General features: G+C 37.7%; 22 protein-coding genes. 20 read left to right on the forward strand and 2 right to left on the reverse strand.

The window, feature by feature from the left end:
* The first annotated feature begins 28 nt into the window (after positions 1-28).
* From BANA01_RS09880 to BANA01_RS09955, 16 genes are all read left to right on the forward strand, one after another.
* Entirely contained in the window at positions 29-802 is a 774-nt protein-coding gene (locus BANA01_RS09880; protein ID WP_034677138.1) for a class I SAM-dependent methyltransferase, read from the forward strand.
* Between the two features lie 128 nt (positions 803-930).
* Positions 931-1,524 (forward strand): YpjP family protein, encoded by a 594-nt coding sequence (locus BANA01_RS09885; RefSeq protein WP_034677136.1) that lies wholly within the window; start codon positions 931-933, stop codon positions 1,522-1,524.
* Between the two features lie 99 nt (positions 1,525-1,623).
* A complete protein-coding gene (locus BANA01_RS09890) occupies positions 1,624-2,205 on the forward strand; it encodes a TerD family protein (protein ID WP_034677134.1) in 582 nt (193 codons plus the stop codon).
* Positions 2,206-2,277: 72 nt separating this feature from the next.
* A complete protein-coding gene (locus tag BANA01_RS09895) occupies positions 2,278-3,048 on the forward strand; it encodes a TerC family protein (RefSeq protein ID WP_034677132.1) in 771 nt (256 codons plus the stop codon).
* 76 nt (positions 3,049-3,124) lie between these two features.
* Complete coding sequence (locus BANA01_RS09900; protein ID WP_034677130.1) at positions 3,125-4,321, forward strand: HpcH/HpaI aldolase/citrate lyase family protein; 1,197 nt, start codon at positions 3,125-3,127, stop codon at positions 4,319-4,321.
* Entirely contained in the window at positions 4,263-5,600 is a 1,338-nt protein-coding gene (locus BANA01_RS09905; protein ID WP_034677128.1) for a phosphoribosyltransferase family protein, read from the forward strand. The genes BANA01_RS09900 and BANA01_RS09905 overlap by 59 nt, the downstream gene beginning before the upstream one ends.
* A 16-nt stretch (positions 5,601-5,616) precedes the next feature.
* On the forward strand, positions 5,617-6,738 hold the full coding sequence (locus BANA01_RS09910; protein WP_034677126.1) for a cysteine protease StiP family protein: 1,122 nt from the start codon (positions 5,617-5,619) through the stop codon (positions 6,736-6,738).
* Positions 6,735-7,535, forward strand: coding sequence for a hypothetical protein (locus BANA01_RS09915; protein WP_034677124.1), 801 nt, complete (start codon positions 6,735-6,737; stop codon positions 7,533-7,535). Before BANA01_RS09910 ends, BANA01_RS09915 begins: the two co-directional genes overlap by 4 nt.
* Before the next feature lie 489 nt (positions 7,536-8,024).
* Positions 8,025-9,662: a YceG family protein gene (locus BANA01_RS09920; protein ID WP_052106443.1), complete on the forward strand. Its 1,638-nt coding sequence runs from the start codon at positions 8,025-8,027 to the stop codon at positions 9,660-9,662.
* A 36-nt stretch (positions 9,663-9,698) separates the two neighbouring features.
* A complete protein-coding gene (locus BANA01_RS09925) occupies positions 9,699-10,763 on the forward strand; it encodes a toxic anion resistance protein (RefSeq protein ID WP_052106444.1) in 1,065 nt (354 codons plus the stop codon).
* Positions 10,764-10,805: 42 nt separating this feature from the next.
* On the forward strand, positions 10,806-11,432 hold the full coding sequence (locus BANA01_RS09930) for a TerD family protein (RefSeq protein WP_034677120.1): 627 nt from the start codon (positions 10,806-10,808) through the stop codon (positions 11,430-11,432).
* 59 nt (positions 11,433-11,491) lie between these two features.
* Positions 11,492-12,070, forward strand: a complete 579-nt coding sequence (locus BANA01_RS09935; RefSeq protein WP_034677118.1) for a TerD family protein — start codon at positions 11,492-11,494, stop codon at positions 12,068-12,070.
* A gap of 138 nt (positions 12,071-12,208) precedes the next feature.
* Positions 12,209-12,913: an anthrax toxin lethal factor-related metalloendopeptidase gene (locus tag BANA01_RS09940; RefSeq protein WP_034677116.1), complete on the forward strand. Its 705-nt coding sequence runs from the start codon at positions 12,209-12,211 to the stop codon at positions 12,911-12,913.
* Between the two features lie 90 nt (positions 12,914-13,003).
* The gene (locus BANA01_RS09945) at positions 13,004-13,798 is read left to right on the forward strand and encodes a thymidylate synthase (RefSeq protein WP_034677114.1); all 795 of its coding nucleotides are present in this window, start codon (positions 13,004-13,006) and stop codon (positions 13,796-13,798) included.
* Entirely contained in the window at positions 13,795-14,295 is a 501-nt protein-coding gene (locus BANA01_RS09950; RefSeq protein WP_034677112.1) for a dihydrofolate reductase, read from the forward strand. The genes BANA01_RS09945 and BANA01_RS09950 overlap by 4 nt, the downstream gene beginning before the upstream one ends.
* Positions 14,296-14,393: 98 nt before the next feature.
* Positions 14,394-15,122: a lysophospholipid acyltransferase family protein gene (locus BANA01_RS09955; protein WP_034677110.1), complete on the forward strand. Its 729-nt coding sequence runs from the start codon at positions 14,394-14,396 to the stop codon at positions 15,120-15,122.
* A gap of 33 nt (positions 15,123-15,155) precedes the next feature.
* Here the strand turns inward: BANA01_RS09955 and BANA01_RS09960 are convergent, their stop codons facing one another.
* Positions 15,156-15,395 (reverse strand): hypothetical protein, encoded by a 240-nt coding sequence (locus BANA01_RS09960; protein ID WP_034677108.1) that lies wholly within the window; start codon positions 15,393-15,395, stop codon positions 15,156-15,158.
* Positions 15,396-15,704: 309 nt separating this feature from the next.
* Between BANA01_RS09960 and BANA01_RS09965 the strand changes: the two genes are divergently transcribed.
* The 4 genes from BANA01_RS09965 to BANA01_RS09980 all read left to right on the forward strand — a co-directional run bounded on the left by BANA01_RS09965 (position 15,705) and on the right by BANA01_RS09980 (position 18,185).
* The gene (locus BANA01_RS09965; protein WP_045524138.1) at positions 15,705-15,899 is read left to right on the forward strand and encodes a twin-arginine translocase TatA/TatE family subunit; all 195 of its coding nucleotides are present in this window, start codon (positions 15,705-15,707) and stop codon (positions 15,897-15,899) included.
* 111 nt (positions 15,900-16,010) lie between these two features.
* The gene (tatC, locus tag BANA01_RS09970) at positions 16,011-16,754 is read left to right on the forward strand and encodes a twin-arginine translocase subunit TatC (RefSeq protein WP_063252970.1); all 744 of its coding nucleotides are present in this window, start codon (positions 16,011-16,013) and stop codon (positions 16,752-16,754) included.
* A gap of 205 nt (positions 16,755-16,959) precedes the next feature.
* Complete coding sequence (locus BANA01_RS09975) at positions 16,960-17,211, forward strand: DUF2535 family protein (protein ID WP_063252972.1); 252 nt, start codon at positions 16,960-16,962, stop codon at positions 17,209-17,211.
* A 131-nt stretch (positions 17,212-17,342) separates the two neighbouring features.
* Complete coding sequence (locus BANA01_RS09980) at positions 17,343-18,185, forward strand: DegV family protein (protein WP_063252973.1); 843 nt, start codon at positions 17,343-17,345, stop codon at positions 18,183-18,185.
* Positions 18,186-18,211: 26 nt separating this feature from the next.
* Here BANA01_RS09980 and BANA01_RS09985 read toward each other — a convergent pair whose 3' ends face one another.
* A complete protein-coding gene (locus BANA01_RS09985) occupies positions 18,212-19,102 on the reverse strand; it encodes an MBL fold metallo-hydrolase (RefSeq protein WP_063252976.1) in 891 nt (296 codons plus the stop codon).
* Positions 19,103-19,104 lie beyond the last annotated feature (2 nt).

Consider the following 19,104-nt stretch of genomic DNA (forward strand, 5'->3'; position numbering starts at 1 on the left):
TCCTTTTTTTTGGAGGTTTTTGATTGTTATGTTTGTCACAACGGCAGGACGAACCAATGAGCAAATGATTGAAAAGGCAATAGAAATAGCAGATAAATTAGCAGTGCTGTACATACCGCGCAGAAAAAAGTCGATTCAGACGTTACAAATAGAAACAAACAGTGAGTGTATTGTTGCAGGAAAAGAAAGGCTTGAACTATTTTCCTTAGGAGAGGAGCAGCCCTTCTTTTTCCATCCAAATTCAGCGATGTTTCGAATCAAGCGGCTGGCAAACGGTGAACACGACCCCTTTGCTGAAGCAGCACAACTTACCAAGGGAATGACTTTCCTGGATTGTACACTGGGTCTTGCCTCAGATTCGATTGTGGCAAGTTACTTAGTGGGGGATGAAGGGATGGTGACAGGCACTGAGGCTCAAAAGTTTTTGGCATTTTTGGTCAAGGAAGGACTGAAAACCTGGGATTCGGAAATTTTCGATATGAATAGAGCGATGGCTAGTATAAAGGTTATTCACAGTCATGCACTGGACTATTTAAAATCTCTGCCGGATAAATCCGTCGATTGTGTCTATTTTGACCCGATGTTTGATGAGTCTATCCTTGAATCAGATGGGATCAGGGCATTGGGGCATATTGCTCTTTACGATGATTTGAATGAGGAAACAATAGAAGAGGCATTGAGAGTATCAAAAAAGAGAGTCTTGTTAAAAGACCACTTTAAAAGTAAACGATTTGAAAAATTTAGTTTCCACGTATTAAAGAGAAAGACCGCTAAATTTCACTTTGGTTACCTAGAAAAATAAGAATTTCTATCATTCTGTAAGAAATGATTTTTCCAATTTGCCGCCAAAAGAAGTATAATAATTGGTAAGAGTTAAAAAATATCGGAAAAATTAACCCAATTCTTCCAGGAACAAAGGGGAAAATATAGATGAATAAATGGATTCGTAAATCGTTTGTAGTACTCGTTTCAATTTTAACATTTGGTCTTATTACTCCTACCCAACTAATAAATAACGTCAATGCTGAGAAACCTACAGAGAGAGATACGATTGAAGCTGCGCTGTTAAGAGGCTATGCTCAGGAAAACAGCTTTTTTGAAACAGAAAAAGTAGTAGATAAGGAAAAATTACTCGAAGAGTTGATCAAGAAAGCAGAGCTGCAATCCTATCAAAAATTTGGTACGAGGATTAAACCTGTAATTGAAAATGAGTTTCGGGAAATCATTATGCCAAATATCGAAAAAGCTTTGCAAGAAACAGCTGCTCAATTCCCAACGGAGGATTTATTAAATTTAGCTATTACAGAGACTCCTGGCAAGGGGCAATCAGAAAAAATCTTTAATATTAAAAATCGTGAAACAAATATGGATGTTCTTCGTTTTCATGTGAGAAGGGACAATCCACCTCAAGCTGGTTACTGGTTTAATTTTCATTACCATACCTATCATGACGGTTTTCAAAGCCATCATGAGCTAGGGTCTATCTATTGGGATAAAAATACCCCGCCAAAATGGATGAGTTAATGATTTGCGAAATAATATTAAAAAATTTTTTTTCATTATTGAAACCTTTCCTAGAGAATCTCGTATATAGACTATTACCTAAAATGGAGGAATGAAAAAATGGCAATAAGTTTATCAAAAGGTCAAAAAGTTGATTTAACGAAAACGAATCCTGGGTTAACAAATGTAGTAGTTGGTTTAGGCTGGGATACGAACAAATATGATGGCGGAAATGATTTCGACCTCGATTCATCCGTTTTCTTATTAGGTGAAAATGGCAAGGTTACAAACGAAACAGACTTCGTATTCTACAATAATCCAAAAGGTGCAAATGGTGCAGTTGTACATAATGGGGATAACCGTACTGGTGCAGGTGATGGTGATGATGAACAAGTAAACATCAATCTAACAGCAATACCTGCTAACATTCAACGTGTTACCTTCACAATTACAATCCATGACGCAGCAGCTAGAAACCAAAACTTTGGTCAAGTGTCTAATGCATATGCTCGTATTTTCAATGAATCAACAGGTGAAGAATTGATCCGTTATGATTTAGGTGAAGATTTCTCTATCGAAACAGCAGTTGTTGTCGGCGAATTATATCGTCATAACGGGGAATGGAAGTTTAGCGCAATCGGCAGCGGCTATCAAGGCGGCTTAGCAGCTCTTGCTACAGACTTCGGATTACAAGTAGGATAACATCTAGAATAAAGACCCAGCGTTAGCTGGGTCTTTGAACGAAAACATATACATCCGGGAGGAATTTTTTTAATGTGGGAAGGTATTATTGAAACATATTCATTATTTTTTGACTGGCAGCATTGGGTGGAGGTTCTTTCAGATCCGGTTAACTGGGGATTAATCGGAACCTTAGTAATTCTTGAAGGGTTACTATCAGCCGATAATGCTCTTGTTCTAGCAGTAATGGTAAAACACTTACCGCCAGAACAGCGTAAAAGAGCACTTTTTTATGGGTTACTAGGTGCTTATATATTCCGTTTTATCGCAATTGGAATAGGGGTATATTTAATTAAATTTACATTGGTTAAAGTTTTAGGAGCTGCTTATCTTGCTTGGTTAGCAATTAAATATTTTATTGATAAACGGAAAGCCAATCAGGCATTAGAATCAGAAGAAGAAGAGCACGGGATTAACCAGAAGGGCTTGCTCATCCGATTATTTGGAACCTTCTGGGGAACTGTTGCTGCAGTAGAATTAATGGATATTGCTTTTTCGGTTGACAGTGTTCTAGCTGCTTTCGGAATTAGCAATGAAGTTTGGGTGCTGTTGCTTGGCGGTATGCTTGGGGTTCTTATGATGCGTGGTGTTGCCGGAGTATTCTTGGCTTTAATCGACCGTATTCCAGAGCTTGAGACATCAGCATATATTTTGATTCTACTAATATCTGCAAAGATGTTTGCCGGTGTCTTCGGAATTCATGTTAGCCATATCACATTCTTTGTTATTTTACTAATTGTATTTGGAGCTACTTTTGTTGTTCATTTCATGAACAAGAAGAAAGAAGTGGGCAAAGAATCATAATTATGGTCGTACGACATAAAATGGGGAGCAGACGAAAGTCAGTCCCCATTCTTTTTTATTAAAGGAGTCATTTAGAATGAAGCATTTTACCTATTTTTATGAAAATGAGCTTGAGGCTTTATTCTTTCAAAAGCCAATGGACTTTACCAAATATAGTGATCGGGAGCTTTTATCCTATGGACTTGGTGCAACTCTATACATGCCGGCAACTCGTCCAAATATTCATCAAGATCTTCTTTCAAAAAAGCATGAAGGTCTAACTTCCCTTGTAATTGACCTAGAAGACGCCGTTGGTGATATGGAGGTTGAAAAAGCGGAAAGGCTGCTTGTTGAGGAACTCCTAAAATTAAAGGGTGAAATCAATAAAAAATATTTGACCATTGACGACCTGCCTCTAGTGTTTATCCGTATTCGGAATATCGAGCAGCTTAAAAGAATCAAGGAACAATTAGGCGATGCTACCCAGTTGTTAACGGGGGTGGTTTTACCGAAATTTAATGCAGAGTCTGGTGGTGAATTATTAGCAGAGGTGGTTAGAATTCACAAAGACCACAAGCCTTTTTATGCCATGCCTATTCTGGAAAGTGATAAAATAATACATAAAGAAACAAGAATGACTGAATTAATGGCAATAAAAAATCTTCTTGACCGCTATAAGGAAAATATCTTAAATGTTCGAATTGGGGCTACAGATTTTTGTGGATTGTATGGAATTCGCCGAAGTGTGGATACCACTGTTTATGAGATTGCTGTTTTACGAGATTGCATAACAGATATTATAAATGTTTTCCAACGTTCAGAAAGTCCTTATGTGATTTCAGGACCGGTCTGGGAGTATTTCTCATCTAAACCAAGGATGTTAAAACCGCAGCTTAGACAGACTCCTTTTCGCGAACGATATGGGGATGATGGCTTGAAATGGCGGGCTGAATTAATTGACCAGAATATGGATGGTTTAATTAGAGAAGTGTTAATGGATGTCGCTAATGGCCTTACAGGAAAAACTATTATTCATCCGACTCATATTAAAGCAGTGCAAGCACTTAACGTGGTAACATACGAGGAATATATTGACGCCTGTTCAATTGTTAATGCAAATCAAAGGGAAAATGGAGTGAGGAAAAGTAATTTTTCCAATAAAATGAATGAAGTTAAGCCTCATTTGTTTTGGGCGAAAAAGACCATTTTAAAATCTCAGCTTTACGGGGTGCTACATGAAGGATACACAAATATCGACCTTATCAAAAAAGACGTTTACGTATACAATTCTTGACAAAATTAATGTTGACATTGAAGTAACGGCTAATCCATATCGGTTAACTCTTGAAGAACTGTTTATAATGGCAGCAAGAATTAATAAAAAACGGTCGTTTTTGTTTGTAAGTAAGGTTCTCGGAAAACATCTGCCTGTACAACCGCAAAAAGGTCTTTTAACAGCTGCTTTACTTGCAGCTAGATATGCTGAAAGTATAAAAAATTTGAATTGTCCATTAATAGAGAGTTTGATCCATTCATTTGGTCAAAAAGAGACAGATTTTCAAAGTGTTTCTTTTATCCCTAAGTTTATAAACCCGGTTGTGATTGGATTTGCAGAGACGGCTACTTCACTTGGACACTCCTTTTTTGATTGTTTTGAAGAAGGAGAGTATTTTCACACAACAAGAGAAGAGATAGGCAATCTAACACCTTTTATAACCTTTGAAGAAGAGCATTCACATGCTACCTCTCATCGCTGCTATATTCCGATAGACATGATTAATAATCAGCGAGAAATTATTTTAGTGGATGATGAAATGACCACTGGAAAAACGGCAATCAATATTATCCAATCGATACATTCGCAGTTTCCTAGGAAAGACTATACCGTTGTGTCAATATTAGACTGGCGATCTGAGGAAAACAAACAACAATTTACACAACTTGAAAGAACACTTGGGATCAATATAAATGTCGTAAGCTTAATGAGCGGTAAGGTTCATGTTAATGAGATTGAAATACTTAAACCAGTTGAGGATCAATCTAATGCACAGATAGGCATAAGTACAGAAGTGGAAGTATTTTCTTTATCCTCCTTTTTTGAGGAAGAATATGCTGAAACTGGAAATAAGACTAACTATATTAAGGGAACTGGCCGCTTTGGGATAGACAGCAATGCCAATGCTGGTCTTCATCAGAAAATATTTAATGCAGCGGGAGTGTTGAGGCAGCACAGAAAGGGATCCAAAACATTATGTTTAGGGACCGGGGAATTCATGTATATTCCTATGAAATTGGCTGCTGCAATGGGTAAAAACGTCTTCTATCAATCTACCACTAGAAGTCCAATATATATTCAAAACATCGAAGGGTATGGGGCAAGATACGGCATAAGTTTTCCTAATCCTGAGGATCAGGATATTGCTAATTTTGTTTACAATATTCCTCCAGGTGAATACGATGAATTATTTGTATTATTTGAACGGAAAGTAGAGGCTGAAAAGCTTCAACCATTATTAAAACAAATGGAAACATTACAGTTAAAGTCGATCAAAATCGTCTTTTTCTCAGGATAATAGGGGTGGTGATAGAATGTCGATGATAACCAATCAACCTGCTAAAATGGGAAGCTATTCTGAGGATGATGTTCTTTTTCTATTAAAGGATTTAAGTTCTATTCAGCTTGAAGACTCCACTGTGAATCGTGAAATGAGAGTTCAATCTGGTCAGCATTATAGTGAATCATTGCCGATAGAATACCAGCCTCCAAAGGAATATGTGGATTTGTTTTGGAGTACTGCCAATGATTATAAATCAAAAGTCGCACTATGCGTGGGTATTGTGGCCGAGCAAATCTACCGAAATAAGGGTAATCAAGCCATCCTCGTATCTCTTGCCAGGGCAGGAACGCCGGTTGGAATTCTAATTAAAAGATATATTAAATTCCGCTACGGCATATCTTTACCTCATTATAGTGTCTCCATTATCCGTGATAGAGGTATCGACGAGAATGCACTACATTATATCCTTAAAAATCACCCAGAGGGTAACATTCAGTTCGTGGATGGCTGGACAGGAAAAGGGGCCATTTCACTCGAATTAACAAAGGCGTGCGGAGAATTTTATGAAAAATATCATATACAGCTTGATGATCAACTTGCAGTCATTGCCGACCCTGGACAATGTACGACGCTTTTTGGAACGAGAGAAGACTTTCTCATTCCAAGTGCTTGTTTAAATTCGACCGTCTCTGGCCTTGTAAGCCGAACGGTATTAAACACCAATTATATTGGGAAAAACGATTTCCATGGAGCAAAGTATTACCGTGAGCTTCTTCCAAGCGATGTATCAAATGATTTTATTGAGTTAATTGCTGGTGAATTTTCCGCCATCAGCCAAGAAGCAGGGAAAACCGCTTTACAAAAGGTATACGAGGAATTGAATGCAGAATTTGCAGGTATGCAGGATGTTAAAACCATCCAAGCTGAATATGAAATAGGAAGCACGAATTATATCAAACCAGGCGTCGGTGAAACAACAAGAGTACTGCTTCGAAGAGTCCCATGGAAAATCCTCATGCGCGATCCTTCAAGTCCTTATGTGAGACATATTCTCATGCTTGCTGAGGAAAAAGGAGTAGAGGTAGAGATATATCCTAGAATGAATTATTTGTGTATGGGGTTAATTAAATCGGTTAAGGAGATTAGTAAATGATAATTGCATCGGATCTTGACCGCACACTGATGTATTCTGATCGAGCAATTGAAGAATTCGGAATGCCAGAGAATCTTGTGTTAAAGCCAGTTGAAATGAATCAGGGAAAATGGGCAGGATATATGACACAAGCTGCTTTTTCAATATTGAAAGAAGTGAACCAGCACAGCTTGTTTATACCGGTTACAACAAGAACAACAGAACAATTTAAACGTTTTGTCATTTTTGAAAAAGAAATACCATTGTCCTATGCGATTACGACAAATGGAGCACATATTTTGTATAATGGGGAACCTTTAAAAGAGTGGTCTGAACAATTAATGTTTCAGTTGAAAAATGGAAGTGCAGCTGAGGAAGAGTTACTCCTTGCGTTAGAAATGGCTGGAATTATGTTGGATGGGGAAAGAAAGCAGGCTGATAACCTATTTTTTTACTATATTTTAAACTGTCTTCCGACCCCATCAGAACTCACAGAAATTCGTGGGCTTACAGCCAAATATGGATGGAAAATGAGCCTTCAGGGGAGAAAACTCTATTTTATTCCAACTGCCATTAGCAAAGGGAAGGCACTTGAGTTTATTTGTAACCGAGAAGGAATGGAAGCAATGGCGGGCGCAGGTGATTCTATTTTAGACTGGGATTTTATAAAGAATTGCCGCTATCGATTCGTCCCAAGTCATGGAGAGCTCCTTAAAGTGAAGGGACCAGCTGATGTCACGCTGACAAACCAGCTCGGTGTTGCTGCTGGTGAAGAAATACTCCAGCATTTCCTAAAGGCTTTAACACTCAGTATTTAACTATCTTTAATATATGGGTAAAAGAAGTAAAAATAGATTGAACAAAACAGAGTAAAAGAACCACAAAAAAATAAAATAGACATACTAATACTGGCAAGAACGGGAGAAAGAAACAGAGTAAAAAGTAAGCATAACCAGAACAAATCGATCATAACGAAGGTTTTCGACACCATTAAATTCATAATGATACTTAATTCCTCGCTAACATCTTCCATTCTTGGCCGCTTATATAAAAACCTCATTTAGTCACCTACTTATATCTAAGTACTCAATCATATGTAAGGACAAGGAAAAAGGTGAAAAGTGAGTAAATTACTTAGGGGAGAAATGAACTGCTTTTTTCTACATAGTAATGAAACATTTTACGATTACTTTCGTATAAACAATGAACCAATTTTTTAACTGTGATATGATGGTAAAGAATACCCTTACATAATTTTACTGTGACGTACAAAAAATCTTTCGCTTTTATGAGGGAAGGGATTATGAATGAATTTACCATACAACCAAATGAATGTTCGACCCGTATCCCTTACATTTGAAAATTGGCTTGATATGCTGAAAATGCCCCTGTCAGAACGCCCAGGATTTTCAATTGAGCAGGGAAGTATACAGATTGGTCAAGTACTAGCGAAATTCCTTGGAATTCCAATTGATAGTGATGAGTACTATAACCAGCTTTTTGATTATGTGTCTTCCGCTGAAAGTCGCTTACATTTATTAAGTGAAGAATCACTAAATAAAAACATGGATAATCAGCATTTTCAATCGATTCAAAAGGTATTGAATATCAGTCAAGAACAGAAGCTTTCAATCAATCGATTCACCGCTTTTCTTGATGGTGAACGGCTGTTGTATAAGTCAAGTATCCCAGCTATTCATCGAAAAGTAAGGGAAGCGATGATCAGCACGCTCGAACTTTTTGCCCAGCGCGAAAAGGACGGGTTAAAAAATCACGAACTAAGAAGGGTTTTAGTTGACGTCATTAAATGGTCGATGAACCACTTAAATCCTTTATTAGATACCATTGATCTTAAAAAGGAATTGCCTAAATTCTTATGGTACGGCGATATGAAAAGAAGTCAGCCTTATTTTCTGTATTATTTAATGAAACTTGGCTGCGATTTAGTTATCTTTCATCCTGAAGGCAAGGATGTTTTACATGGGTATCTAGATGAGGAAATTTTTACGCACCATTATCCAAATAAACAACAAGCGGAACCATTTCCTAAAGAGAAAAGAAATCGTCAAACCACTGTTGCTTATCGTGCCTCAAGAGAGATTGAGACGATTCTTAATCAGGAAGGTTCAGGTTTATATAAACCGTGGCAATTAAGGGAATATACTCCATCTTCAATTACCTTAAAAACAACCTATGATGAATTATTTATACTCGGAAAAGAAATGGCAATGGTTCGGCCCGGCTTTGAAGTAGAGAATGGACAAGTCAAAATTCCTTCCCTGTTTGCTAAAATACAGGGTGTAAGTAAAAATCGTAAAGAGTATTGGGACCGAATTCAAAACCTTATAGAATTCGAACACAGTATGCTGATTCGCCAATTACCTTTTACATGGTCAAGCTCGAATGATTTTCGCTTTCACTACCGGAACGCACTTGGCAGAGATGGATTGTTGAACCCGGAAATGATGTTGCAGGCACATTATTGGCCGTATTCATTCTTACCGACTGGGTTACAAAAGGGGATTGCGAATGCGATTCGACGAATTTGTGAGCGTCCGGGTTTAAAGTCTTTACCTGGGGAAAGCATGGAAGAGGTAAGCATTTATTTATTTAGTCAGGCTATGTTTACCCCAAAGGAAATTATCCAGTTGATGGAGAAATTTGATTATTCACAGCATGTGCCAAAGTTAATCATTTATAACAATGAATGCCGCGGTATGTTATCAAGATCAGACGCTGCCCTTATCCTGCTATTAAACCAATTTGGTATTGATATTATCGTATATAATCCGCCAGGCCATAATGATATTGAAAATTTCCTTAATGAAAATCTATTTGATACGCACTGGCTTGAGGATGTGGTTTTTGAATTAGAGTATAAAGAACCTTTCAAACTCAAAAGAAAGTTCTTTCAAGGAATTATAAAAAATTTAAGGGGAGATTAACTAGTGAATCTACCACAAAATCAATCTGCAAACTTAATGACAGAGGAAACACTAAGTGAAGCAAAGATTTCAGACATTAAGCTTGCCCTCAGGAAGGAAACAGAAGTTCAGAACCTCGCAAGGTCTATAGATGAGCGAGACCAAATAAAAATTTTGGAGTTTGGGAAAGAGCCTGCTGTGCAAATCTCCCGTTTCTCTGATCAAATCTTAGGTAATATGCGGACGACAAAGGTTGAGGATTCTGGTGAGCTTCTTAAGCAGCTCACCAGAATAATGGATAAATTCGACCCAAAGGACTTTCAAAAAACTTCAACTGGATTTTTCGGAAAGCTCTTCAAAAAGGGTGAAAAGATGATTGAAAAGGTCTTTGGAAAGTACCAAACCATGGGCTCTGAAATTGATAAGGTATACGTGGAAATATCCAAGTATCAGCATGAAATGGTTGATTCAACCAAAATGCTAGAGCAAATGTATGAGCAAAATTATCAATACTATCTGACCCTTGAAAAGTATGTGGTTGCAGGTGAAATGAAGGTTGAAGAACTTAAAAACAATCAGCTGCCGCAGCTCGAAGCACGTGTTGCTGCAGGTGATCAGATTGCTTCGATGCAATTGGATACGTTGAGAAATTCGATTGAAGCTTTAGAGCAGCGAATTTATGACCTTGAAATGGCAAAGATGGTATCATTGCAGACAGCACCGCAAATCCGCTTGCTGCAACGGGGAAATACAAAGTTGATTGGAAAAATTAATTCTGCTTTCGTAACAACAATTCCAATCTTTAAAAACGGGCTCATTCAGGCGGTTGCTGCAAAAAGACAAAAGCTTGTTGCTGATTCGATGAGTGAACTCGATCGGCGTACCAATGAAATGCTACTGAAAAATGCCCAAAACATTTCAAAGCAAAGCACAGATATAGCAAGACTTGCAGGAGGTCCAAGCATCAAAATCGAAACCATCGAAGAATCCTGGAACATTATTATTAAAGGAATGCAGGAAACAAGAGCCATCGAAGAAGAAAACAAACGCCTGCGCGTTGAAGGAACAAAACGTCTAGAACAACTGCAGGACAACTTTAAAAAATTGAAACAACAATACTAATTGATTGTTAACTATAAAAATTTTATTTATGAGGTGAAAGTTATGGCTATAAGCTTACAAAAAGGTCAAAGAGTAGATTTAACAAAAGGGAATCCAGGACTATCTAAAATCATGGTAGGTTTAGGCTGGGACCCAGTTCAAAGCGGTAAGAGCGGAGGCGGCGGTCTCTTTGGCGGATTGTTTGGCGGCGGAGGAGCAGGCGGCGGTGCTAATGTAGACTGTGATGCTTCTGTTATTATGCTAGGTGCAAATGATAAGATTCAAAACAACAATGACGTTATCTACTTTGGTAATTTGAAAAGCAAAGACGGCAGCGTTCAGCATTCTGGAGACAACTTAACAGGTGATGGAGACGGTGATGACGAGCAAGTAATGGTAGAACTAAGCCGAGTTCCAGCTAATGTTCAGAAACTTGTATTTGTTGTTAACATCTATGATTGTGTAAAAAGAAAACAGCACTTCGGGATGATTCGTAATGCTTTTATTCGAGTGGTGAATCCATCCAATGGTCAAGAAATGATTCGTTATAACCTATCAGATGATTACAGCGGCAAAACATCTTTAGTGGTTGGCGAAATTTACCGACACAACACAGAGTGGAAATTTGCAGCTGTTGGAACTGGTACAAACGCTGCAAGCTTAAGTGAAGTAGTGCGTTCTTATTCTTAATCTTTAGGGAACAGGCTTTGCTTGTTCCTCTACTATTACGTTCTGAAGAGGTGAGGTAGTTGGGCATCAATTTATCTAAAGGACAAAGAATTGATCTTACAAAAACAAATCCAGGACTAACAAAGGCTGTTATCGGGCTGGGATGGGATACAAACCGCTATCATGGCGGTCAAGATTTCGACCTTGACGCCTCTGCATTTTTAACCGATGCCAATGGACGGGTGACTCAAGACCTAGACTTTATTTTCTATAATAATTTAGCTCATTCCTCTGGAGGAGTAGAGCATACAGGTGATAACCGCACAGGTGAGGGTGACGGGGACGACGAGCAGATAAGAATTGATTTCAGCAAGGTTCCTCCACATGTACACCGTATTGCGATTGCTGTAACGATTCACGAAGCAGACGCTCGGAACCAAAATTTTGGACAGGTTTCTAATGCATTCGCCCGGTTGTTTGATGAAGAAACCAATCGTGAAATTCTCCGTTTTGACCTTGGTGAGGACTTCTCGGTGGAAACAGCTGTCGTTATCTGTGAGCTTTATCGTCACAACGGCGAATGGAAATTCAACGCCATTGGAAGTGGATTTTCAGGAGGATTAGCTGCACTTTGCCGGAATTATGGGTTAGAAGTATAGAGTTTGTCGGAAAATCTGTCCTATTCGGGCAGATTTTCTTTGTGTTTAACGATTCCCACCAATTAATTACCAATTATCCCGCACAATCTACCATGTTATAATTCTAGTAAAGGACTAATTTACTAGGAGGATTATAATATGCGTAAATGGGTTGTTTCCTCCATCATAGCTGGATTGTTTTTATCGATGTTTACCACTTCACAAGCCTCTTTTGATAGTATTAAGCTCGGTGATTATCCAAAAAACTCCGAACTTTATCAATTAATTAATAATAAATCCTCGCTCCAACAATTAAACGAAATGATTTTATTACCAAAAAGATTTTTTGATGAAAAAGCGGCTGCTGGAATTATCACTAGGATGGCAAATTTGCCTGAAGGTCTTTTAGAGAAAATTAACGAACAAGACATTACCCTTAAACTGTTTACTGGAAAATTAACCGATAATCAAACAGCTAGATATTTAGCAGGGAAGGTACCAAGAGGGTATAACTCACAAACCACGTGGGATGAAGTACCTGGAATTGGCGGCTCGCAGGTGGTTTTGGTGAAAATAGGGCACAGCGAAACGGGAAAAGGCCACGGCTCTGTCAATTTAGAGTTACATGAAATTGCACATTCGATTGATCATCTAGTATTCCAAAATATTAGTAAAAATAAAGAATTCCAATCGGTTTGGGAGGCAGAAAGGGGAATAATGTTTCCTGGAAACTCTTATTTTATCCTGCACGTAGAGGAATATTTTGCTGAAACTTTTGCCATGTACTACTTAAATGACGAAACGAAGTTTAAATTAAAAGAACTAGCTCCTCAGACGTATGACTTCTTTCAAGGACTACACTAATATTCCGGATATGGTAAGATGTAGGGTTATACTTACGCCATCATTATGGTAAAATGAACAACATGAATGCGAGACAAGGGAGTGTCAGTTTTGAAGCAATATTTAGAACTATGTGAGCACGTTTTGAAGAATGGTCATGAAAAGGGAGACCGTACTGGAACAGGGACGATTAGTACCTTCGGTTATCAAATGAGATTTGATTTACAAGAAGGCTTTCCTTTATTAACTACAAAAAAGTTACACTTAAAATCAATCATTTATGAACTACTATGGTTTTTAAATGGAGATACCAATGTCCGTTATTTGCAGGATAATGGTGTACGAATTTGGAACGAATGGGCTGATGAAAACGGCGAACTAGGGCCAGTATATGGACATCAATGGCGTTCATGGACCGGTGCCGACGGAACAACAGTAGACCAAATTAGTGAGTTAATTCATCAAATTAAAACCAATCCTAATTCACGCAGACTGATTGTAAATGCTTGGAATGTTGCAGAAATAGATAAAATGGCGTTAGCACCGTGTCATTGCTTGTTCCAATTTTACGTAGTCGATGGGAAATTATCTTGTCAGCTGTATCAACGTTCAGCAGATGTATTCCTTGGTGTACCATTCAATATTGCATCTTACGCATTATTGACCATGATGATTGCTCAGGTTTGTGATTTAGAACCAGGTGAATTTGTACACTCATTTGGTGATGTTCATATCTATCAAAACCATTTGGAACAAGTGAAAATGCAAATGGAGCGCGAACCAAGGGTATTACCAAAAGTGAAAATCAATCCAAACGTTAAGGATATTTTCTCGTTTGAATTTGAAGATTTCACGCTAGAAGGATATGACCCACATCCACATATTAAAGGAGTAGTCTCCGTATGATATCCTTTATTGTAGCAATGGATGAACACAGAGTCATTGGCAAGGATAATCAATTGCCGTGGCATTTACCGGAGGATTTAAAATTCTTCAAACGCACGACTATGGGACACCCGATTGCAATGGGCAGAAAAACGCACGAATCTATTGGCCGGGCACTTCCCGGCAGAGAAAATATTGTGATTACTCGTCAGCTAGATTATAAGAGCAATGATGTAACAATTTTCTATTCGATGGAGGAATTTGTGGAATATTGCCGAAATCAGGATGATGAAATTTTTGTAATTGGCGGTGCAGAAATCTTCAAAGAAACTTTTGAACATGCAGACCGCCTTTACATAACACATATTTACGAAAAGTTTGAGGGAGATACCTATTTCCCAGAGTTCAATGAACGAGATTGGAAGTTTATTTCCAGTGAAAAAGGCATTAAGGATGAGAAAAATCCCTACAAATATGAATTTAGAATTTATGATCGTATAGTAAAAGACAGCCAATGATTTTGCTGTCTTTTTCATTTCTAAAAAAATATCATTTCACCTAAACAAATTTAACTCTCCTGCTTTATAATATTTTAGAACGTAAAAAGGAGGCAATCATGTTTAGGCTGATCACATGCTTTTTGTATATTAGCGGATTTCTAATCTACAGCATTCCGCAGCTAGCAAGAATAAAGAAAGCGAGTCATTTACCCGTTGAGGAACGTGATAAGCTAGCTCATGAATATCCAAAAAAATTTTCTAAGAAATTTATGAAATTAACAGGCTCAGAGGTAGTGGTAGAGGGTTTGGAGTTGATTCCGGAGGGACCGGTTGTGTTCATTGCGAATCATGAAAGCGATTTTGATATTCCTGTTCTGCTTGGTACCATTGATAAACCTTTCGGTTTTGTTTCAAAAATAGAGCTAAAAAAAGTGCCTATCTTATCTTCGTGGCTCAACACGATTAACTGTATACTTATTGATCGTAAGAATCACCAGCAAGCACTTAACAGCATGAAAGAGGGTGTTCAATTGCTTCAAGAAGGTCATTCACTTGTTATATTTCCTGAGGGTAAGAGAAGCAAGGGAGGACCTGTCCAACCCTTTAAGGTGGGAGGTATTCGTCTAGCACAAGACGCTGGAGTGCCAATTGTACCAATTGCTATTAAAGGTACTGCGGATATTTTTGAGAAGAATGGGCGGTTAATAAAGCCTGCTCAAATTAAAGTAACCATTGGCTACCGAATCGATCCTATAATTCATAACCATAAAGACTATAAAGAGATGGCAGAAGAAGTTCGTCAAATCATTATCGCAATGAGTGAAGCAAGGAACATCGCTTCATAAAGAAAGAAGCATCGCTTTGATGCTTCTTTCACTTTAAAAGTAGGATCCGTTTAATTCATAATCTGCTAATTTATCAAGCATTCCTCTGAATTCATCTGGATGGCAGAAGTCTTCCTCGTGGAAATGTGCTTTCACCCATTGAATTAATTCATTTGGGCTATTAAAATATTCCCCGCTGCTGTCGCTTTTGCGAATCATATACCTGCCGTTATCTTCATCGATGGTTACTTCAACTGGCAGGGCTCCATCAAAACTACTGAGTGAAAATTCCATCTTCATCACATCCATTCGTAATAAGTTTAAAATAGTATATGTTTCTCTTGATGAAATTATAAATGGTAAATAACCAATTGTCAAAATATTTATACAATTCAAAATAGGATTTTACATTGACTTCAGGTGTGGTTCTTGGTAAATTGTTAAGAGTAAATGGTAGAGAAATAAATGCAAAAAATCACATTTAGATAAGTTTTCTTAGATAATGTGAAATTAATATGAATTATTGCGGATATTTTACTCAAAACTGTTGTTCAGTACTATAATCGTAGTAGAAAGATAATTAACTAAAGGGGATGTAAATCAATGTTCTCAAATATTGGAATACCAGGATTAATCCTTATTTTAACTCTAGCCCTTATTATTTTTGGACCTAAGAAGCTGCCTGAAATTGGACGCGCCTTCGGACAAACATTGAAAGAATTCAAAAAATCAACTCGTGAATTAACGGATGATGTAATGAAGGATATAGATGAGGAAAAGCAAAAATTGACTAAATAAGGTGTAAGATATTTTCTTGCACCTTTTTTTCTTCAGTTTTCTTTTAGACTATTAAAATGTTGGTAAGAGTGTTTACTTATTTTCAACCATTGAAATTGGCAGGGGAAATACATGGAAGATAAAGAATTACAATTAGTTGATCACTTAGATGAATTGCGAAAAAGGATTATTATATCTGCGGTCGCGTTTGTTGTTTTTTTCATTGTTGGATTCATATACGTGACTGATATCTACGATTGGTTAGTTCGAGATCTTGATGTCAAATTGATCGTACTTGGACCAAGTGATATTATTTGGGTTTACTTTATGATTGCGACGATTATTGCCATTGCAGGTACCATCCCGGTCTTGGCAAGCCAAATCTGGCTATTTGTGAAGCCAGCACTTAAACCTATTGAAAGAAAAATTACTTTATCGTATATACCGGCATTGTTTATTTTATTTATTATTGGGCTTTCTTTCGGTTACTTTATCATTTTTCCAATGGTGCTTGAATTCTTAGTCTCAATGGGAGCAGATATGTTTGTAACGAATTTTACTGCGGATCGATATTTCCGTTTTATTATGAATATGACCCTTCCGTTTGGTGTTCTGTTTGAGTTACCAGCGGTGGTAATGTTCCTAACTTCACTCGGGATTATTAATCCTTTTGTATTAGCTAAAATTCGTAAATACGCGTATTTCGTTTTAATCATAATTGCGATTGTTATTACACCGCCAGATTTCATGTCAGACTTTGTTGTTACGCTGCCATTGTTACTGTTATATGAAATCTCGATAAACTTATCGAAGTTTGTCTACAAGAAACGATTGAAAAAGCTTCAAGATCAAGAGGAAGAATTTGCAGAAGCTTAAATAATGGACTATTTGGCCTTCAGAGGTTTATTTCTCTGAGGGTCGTTTTTATTGTCAATCCATCTAAAAAGCATGGTTTATTATTTTTTTATAAATTGGAATGAATTTATATATACATATTTTAAAAACCAAGCGGATTTTGACACCTTTCGATTAGGTTAAGGTGTATAATATAGACAAACGGGTGAAAAAGAGGATTGATATTTTGTTATTCAAAAGCCTAGAGTTCAAAAATGTGGTTGGACAGAAGGTTAAAGTTATCGAAATTCCTTTATTGGAGGAAGGCAGCACTTATGCATTTATGATCCAACTCCGTTTACAGAAATTTATTACTGCTATTTATCAGGAGACGAAACCGAAAAAATGCTATTCGTTTAAAGAGTATTTGAAAAAGGGTATGAAATGGCCTGATTATGAAGCTTTGTTTAAAAAAACAGAATTGAAGAATAACGCATAACTTTTCAGAACACTGGATACCCCGGTGTTCTTTTAATTTTCACAATTAATTTCATGAAAATAGGGGAATTTATACCTTAAAGAACAGGGAACCTGTATAATACAAAGGAGTAAACCGTAGGATGTGAGTATATGAACAAAATTAAGATAGTAACCGATTCTACCATGGACATGACAAAAGAACAGGCGGAGCAGTTAGGTGTTGTCGTGGTGCCTTTGTCCGTAACTATAAATGGCGAAACATACTTAGACAGAGTTGAAATTCAACCTCCTGAATTTATGGAAAGCATGAAGAGTTTAGATGAATTACCGAAAAGCTCCCAGCCTTCCGCTGGTACCTTTCTTGAAGTATATGACAAGCTAGGTGAAGAAGGCTACGAGGTTTTATCGATCCATATGACAGGAAAAATGAGTGGAACTGTCCGCTCTGCTGAAAGTGCTGCACAGATGACAAAGACGAGGGTAACAGTCCTAGATTCCAAATTTATTTCCATTGCTCTTCAATTCCAAGTGAAAGAAGCGGCTGAAATGGCTAAGCAAGGCAAGAGCATGGAAGAAATTCTTAATCGACTTAAATCCGTCTGCGAAAACACGAAACTATATATTATGATTGATACACTCGAGAACATGGTGAAAGGCGGACGGATTGGTAAGGGTAAGGCCTTTATTGGCTCGTTACTAAATATCAAGCCGATTGCCTCGCTTGAAGGTGCCGAATACAATCCAGTGGCAAAGGTTCGCAGTCATTCTCAAGTGGTTAAATGGCTTGCTAAACAATTCTCTGAGGATGTCAAAGGGAAAACCGTTCGCGGTGTTGGAATTGTTCATGCCGAAGCACAGGGATTGGCTGCAAAAGTAAAAGATTCTATTATTGATTTAACTGGGTATCAAGATATTTCAGTTGATTATACAGGGCCAACCATCAGTACTCATACTGGACCTGGGGCGATTGCCTTAATGTATTACACTGAATAATAAACAGGATGGTGCAATGCATCATCCTATTTATTTACCAACAAAATTTCCGATGATTCGTCAACCTTATATCCTAGTCGCTGCAAATGCTTCCTTATCCCACTCCGTTCCCATGTTCTCAAAATCATAGTGCTTAGTATTTTTTTTGGATAGAAAATTCCGATATTTGTCAGTTCTTCAAAATTCATTCCCTGACGTACATACTTTTCGATTGTTTCATCACGTTGGTCAATGATCGCTAAAAATTTGTTCATTGCCTCAGTAAATTCCTGTTTCGTAAACAAACCCTTTTGGTGACCTGTAATATAAGTATCTGCTTCTAACTCTATTAGTCGTTTACCGGAAGCTATGAACGCATTGATATCCCCATCCGTACCAAAATACCATGGTCCAAAGGAAGTCATATCAAAATCCCCAACAAAGACGACACCTAACTCAGGGAAATAAGGACTGGAATATCCCACCGTGTGACCAGGTGTATGAAGAAAGTGTACTTTCACTCCGCTAAAGTTGTATTCCTGCTCATATTGATAGGTTCCCGAAATTTCTCCGAGGTTTTGCACCCATTCCTTAGGCATGTGCTTCCTTAATGCTTCAACACCATCCGGACCCCATTCTTGATAAACTCCATTTCCTTGAGCAATACCATCTATTGATTGAATGGTCTCAAATTCTAATGGGTTAATCCATTTTTTCGCATTGGGAAACAAATGATTATGCAAGGTATGATCGGGATGGTAGTGGGTATTGATAATCAAATCAACCCCATACTGAACTTTCAGTGCTCGAAGCTCGGCGGGGTCTGCTCCAGTATCGATGAGTACCTTATCTTTACTATGAATATACAAGCTTCGCGAATAGGGAACCTTACTATGATTTGGCCCTTCAATTATCAAAAGCTGACCGAGTTGTTGCATTT

The sequence above is a fragment of the Neobacillus niacini NBRC 15566 genome (assembly GCF_001591505.1).
GTDB lineage: Bacteria > Bacillota > Bacilli > Bacillales > Cytobacillaceae > Neobacillus > Neobacillus niacini.

Bases quoted from the DNA above. Each gene is read 5' to 3' on its own strand.
- BANA01_RS09895 (WP_034677132.1), top strand. From the start codon at position 2,278: ATGTGGGAAGGTATTATTGAAACATATTCATTATTTTTTGACTGGCAG.
- BANA01_RS09900 (WP_034677130.1), top strand. From the start codon at position 3,125: ATGAAGCATTTTACCTATTTTTATGAAAATGAGCTTGAGGCTTTATTC.
- BANA01_RS09930 (WP_034677120.1), top strand. From the start codon at position 10,806: ATGGCTATAAGCTTACAAAAAGGTCAAAGAGTAGATTTAACAAAAGGG.
- BANA01_RS09910 (WP_034677126.1), top strand. From the start codon at position 5,617: ATGTCGATGATAACCAATCAACCTGCTAAAATGGGAAGCTATTCTGAG.
- BANA01_RS09940 (WP_034677116.1), top strand. From the start codon at position 12,209: ATGCGTAAATGGGTTGTTTCCTCCATCATAGCTGGATTGTTTTTATCG.
- BANA01_RS09925 (WP_052106444.1), top strand. From the start codon at position 9,699: ATGACAGAGGAAACACTAAGTGAAGCAAAGATTTCAGACATTAAGCTT.
- BANA01_RS09885 (WP_034677136.1), top strand. From the start codon at position 931: ATGAATAAATGGATTCGTAAATCGTTTGTAGTACTCGTTTCAATTTTA.
- BANA01_RS09985 (WP_063252976.1), bottom strand. From the start codon at position 19,102: ATGCAACAACTCGGTCAGCTTTTGATAATTGAAGGGCCAAATCATAGT.
- BANA01_RS09890 (WP_034677134.1), top strand. From the start codon at position 1,624: ATGGCAATAAGTTTATCAAAAGGTCAAAAAGTTGATTTAACGAAAACG.
- BANA01_RS09955 (WP_034677110.1), top strand. From the start codon at position 14,394: ATGTTTAGGCTGATCACATGCTTTTTGTATATTAGCGGATTTCTAATC.
- BANA01_RS09920 (WP_052106443.1), top strand. From the start codon at position 8,025: ATGAATTTACCATACAACCAAATGAATGTTCGACCCGTATCCCTTACA.
- tatC (WP_063252970.1), top strand. From the start codon at position 16,011: ATGGAAGATAAAGAATTACAATTAGTTGATCACTTAGATGAATTGCGA.
- BANA01_RS09960 (WP_034677108.1), bottom strand. From the start codon at position 15,395: ATGGAATTTTCACTCAGTAGTTTTGATGGAGCCCTGCCAGTTGAAGTA.
- BANA01_RS09965 (WP_045524138.1), top strand. From the start codon at position 15,705: ATGTTCTCAAATATTGGAATACCAGGATTAATCCTTATTTTAACTCTA.
- BANA01_RS09905 (WP_034677128.1), top strand. From the start codon at position 4,263: ATGAAGGATACACAAATATCGACCTTATCAAAAAAGACGTTTACGTAT.
- BANA01_RS09880 (WP_034677138.1), top strand. From the start codon at position 29: ATGTTTGTCACAACGGCAGGACGAACCAATGAGCAAATGATTGAAAAG.
- BANA01_RS09915 (WP_034677124.1), top strand. From the start codon at position 6,735: ATGATAATTGCATCGGATCTTGACCGCACACTGATGTATTCTGATCGA.
- BANA01_RS09980 (WP_063252973.1), top strand. From the start codon at position 17,343: ATGAACAAAATTAAGATAGTAACCGATTCTACCATGGACATGACAAAA.
- BANA01_RS09950 (WP_034677112.1), top strand. From the start codon at position 13,795: ATGATATCCTTTATTGTAGCAATGGATGAACACAGAGTCATTGGCAAG.